Annotated in this window: 3 protein-coding genes; all 3 read left to right on the top strand. The window is 45.4% G+C overall.

Features of this window, described 5'->3' with window-relative positions:
• A partial coding sequence (locus tag ACWA6V_RS19345; protein WP_449524027.1) for a chemotaxis protein CheW occupies positions 1–526 on the top strand: 526 nt, incomplete at its 5' end.
• Between the two features lie 55 nt (positions 527–581).
• Positions 582–1,058 (top strand): chemotaxis protein CheW, encoded by a 477-nt coding sequence (locus ACWA6V_RS19350; protein ID WP_449524028.1) that lies wholly within the window; start codon positions 582–584, stop codon positions 1,056–1,058.
• A gap of 12 nt (positions 1,059–1,070) precedes the next feature.
• Positions 1,071–3,434: a methyl-accepting chemotaxis protein gene (locus tag ACWA6V_RS19355; protein ID WP_449524029.1), complete on the top strand. Its 2,364-nt coding sequence runs from the start codon at positions 1,071–1,073 to the stop codon at positions 3,432–3,434.
• The last annotated feature ends 44 nt before the right edge of the window (positions 3,435–3,478 follow it).

A 3,478-nucleotide genomic window follows, 5' to 3' on the forward strand; every position in this document is an offset into this window, starting at 1 on the left:
CAACGTACAAAGTTTAGGAGGGCGTATTGATATTGAATCACGTGCTGGGCAGGGCGCCACTTTTACTATCCATCTGCCGCTGACCCTCGCTATTGTTGATGGTATGTGTGTTTCAGTGGGTGAGCAAACCTTCATCATACCGCTGGTAGATATAGTTGAGTCCATGCAGCCGGCCGCTAAGGATATAAAAACGCTGGCGGGAGATGATCAGTTGCTGCATGTGCGCAATGAGTACTGGCCAATTTTGTCGCTCTATAAAGTCATGCAATTGGAGCCGCAGTTTACTGATGTCAGCAAAGGCATAGCAGTATTAATTGAAACCAATAAACATCGGTTTGCATTATTTGTTGACGGTTTGGTTGGTCAACAACAAGTGGTCATTAAAAGCCTTGAGCAACATTACAAACGCGTACAGGGTATTGCCGGGGCAACTATTATGGGTGATGGCAGCGTTGCCTTGATTGTAGATGTGGAGTCACTTGCATTGACGGTCAACAACAGTCTGCAGTTAGCCACAGCCGTATGAATTTCGTATGAAAGGCGTTCTGAAATAAACGAAGCAATAATGTCGGGAAAATATGATGACAGCTGAAGCACAAGAATTTTTAACCTTCACACTTGGCGATGAAAATTATGCGCTCGACATTTTAACCGTAAAGGAAATTCGGGGTTATGAGTCGGTAACTAAAATTGCGAATGCACCGCCCTTTATTAAAGGTGTCATCAATTTGCGTGGTGACATAGTTCCTATCGTGGATTTGCGTATCAAGTTCAATGTTGGAAAGGTGACTTATGACGAATTCACGATTGTCATCGTCTTACATATCCATAGTCGCATCGTTGGTATTGTGGTTGATGGTGTTTCTGATGTGGTGAGTCTGACCAAGGAGCAGCTGCGGCCGCCGCCTGACTTTGGCGTGGCATTTAATAGCCGTTATTTGTTGGGATTGGCAACAGTGAATGAACACATGATTATTTTGGTCGATATTAATGAACTTATATCCAGCGAAGAGTTGGGTTTGTTTGAAACAGCTGAGTCACCTGCCGCAAAACCATAAGGAGAAAAACTCATGAGCATTATCGATAATTTTTTTAACAGTAATAAATCTCTTGTGAAAGTGAATTCCAATGAGTTGGAGAATATGCGCGGCCAGTTGGCAGCGATTAACCGCGTGCAGGCTGTGATTGAATTTGCTTTGGACGGAACCATACTGAATGCCAACAACAATTTTCTCTCGGTAATGGGCTACAATCTTGATGAAATAAAAGGCCGCCATCATAGTATGTTTGTTGATCCTGATTATCGCGTGTGCAATGAGTACCGGAGTTTTTGGGAGCGATTGGGGCGCGGCGATTTCGAGGGGGGGCAATATAAACGTATTGGTCGCGGAGGAAAAGAAGTTTGGATTCAGGCCAGTTATAACCCTATTCTGGATGCTAACAACAAGCCGATAAAAGTTGTTAAATATGCGACTGATATCTCGGATGAAGCAAAACGAAAACTTGCGTCACAACGAGAGATGGATCGTATATTGGGAGCCTTGGGTTCGACTTCATCTAATGTAATGGTCGCTGACAACGATCGCACGATTATCTATATGAATAACTCGGTTGAGAAAATGTTGCGTGGTGTTGAGGCTGATTTACGCAAGGCGTTGCCACATTTTTCGGTCGATAAAATTATCGGCAGTAACATGGATATATTCCATAAAAATCCTGCGCACCAAAGCCATTTGTTGGCCAATTTACGCGAGACTTATATTGGCAACATTGTGGTAGCCGGTTGTAGTTTCCGTTTGATTGCAAACCCTATTTTTTCCGAATCAGGCGATCGTTTGGGTTCTGTTGTTGAGTGGATTGATCGCACCAAAGAAGTAGCTGCGGAACATGAAATGAGTCGAATTTTGGGCGCGTTGGAAACAACTACTACAAATGTGATGATTGCTGATCCCGAGCGAAGAATTATTTACATGAATAAATCAGTCGAAAAAATGCTGAGGGTAGCAGAGGCTGATATACGCTCGGTTTTGCCACATTTTGCGGTAGATAAAATTGTCGGCAGTAATATGGATATCTTCCATAAAAATCCTGCCCATCAAATGAAACTTCTGGAAAATCTGACTACTACCTACACCTCCAACATTGTTGTTGGTAAACGCCATTTTCCCTTCGTCGCCAATCCTATTTTTTCTAACGATGCTACCCCCCTCGGGTCACTTGTTGAGTGGTTGGATAGAACAATCGAAGTGGGCGTGGAAGTGGAAGTTAATGCCCTGGTTGAGGCCGCTGCAGCAGGTAATTTTAGCGAGCGAATTAAAACCGACGGTAAAGACGGCTTCTTCTTGAAATTGGCAGATGGGCTAAATGTGCTGGTCACTACGGCAGAAAAGGGGTTGAATGATGTGGCACGCGTACTCGGTGCCATCGCTAAGGGCGATCTTACTGAAAGAATTGACGCCGATTATTTGGGGACATTTGGCGAGCTCAAAAATTACTGCAATGAAACGACCAGCAGCCTTACCAATATGCTGGGCGATATACGCATTGCTGCAGACACGATTTTTACTGCTTCAAGCGAAATCGCCCAAGGTAATGCGGACCTGTCATCACGCACCGAACAGCAGGCTGCAAATCTGGAAGAGACCGCATCCTCTATGGAGGAGCTGACATCTACCGTAAAACTTAACGCCGATAATGCAAAACAAGCCAATGTGTTGGCGGAGCAGGCTTCGACGGTGGCTATTGATGGCGGCACGCTCATCCAGCAAGTGGTGACCACCATGAATGCGATCAATGAATCTGCGCGCAAAATTTCCGACATTATTGGTGTGATTGATGGCATCGCATTCCAAACCAATATCCTTGCACTAAATGCTGCGGTAGAAGCGGCGCGCGCTGGTGATCAGGGGCGTGGATTTGCGGTGGTTGCATCAGAAGTCCGTACGCTTGCACAGCGGTCAGCAAATGCTGCAAAAGATATTAAAGCGCTGATTTCAGATTCGGTGCAAAAAATTGATAACGGCAATCAGTTGGTAGGTAAATCTGGCGATACCATGAAAGAGATCGTCAATGCGATTAAACGGGTGAACGATATTATGGCGGAAATTGCCGCTGCGTCGGCGGAACAATCGACTGGTATTGAAGAGGTGTCGACTGCTGTATCGCAAATGGATGAAATGACACAACAAAATGCAGCACTGGTGGAAGAGGCTGCGGCGGCAGCAGAGAGTATGCAATCGCAGGCAGACCAATTGACCCAAAGTGTTGCGCAATTCCGGTTGTCCGACGATCAAGAGCGTAGTCCAGCTCCCACTAAACGTTTGACGACGTCATCAAAACCAGTCGCAAAACCAGCAGCAAAAAAAACGCCTACTACCAGTAAAAAATTAACGCCGCCTCCATCATCACAGGACGAGGAGTGGGAGCAGTTTTAATTCCTGCTTTGTTATAACAGCCGCTGCAACCAGCCCCTCTTAAT

Source organism: Cellvibrio sp. (assembly GCF_053579595.1).

What these genes read in the sequence shown, in the direction of transcription:
- ACWA6V_RS19350 (WP_449524028.1), top strand. Translation starts at nt 582, where the DNA reads ATGACAGCTGAAGCACAAGAATTTTTAACCTTCACACTTGGCGATGAA.
- ACWA6V_RS19355 (WP_449524029.1), top strand. Translation starts at nt 1,071, where the DNA reads ATGAGCATTATCGATAATTTTTTTAACAGTAATAAATCTCTTGTGAAA.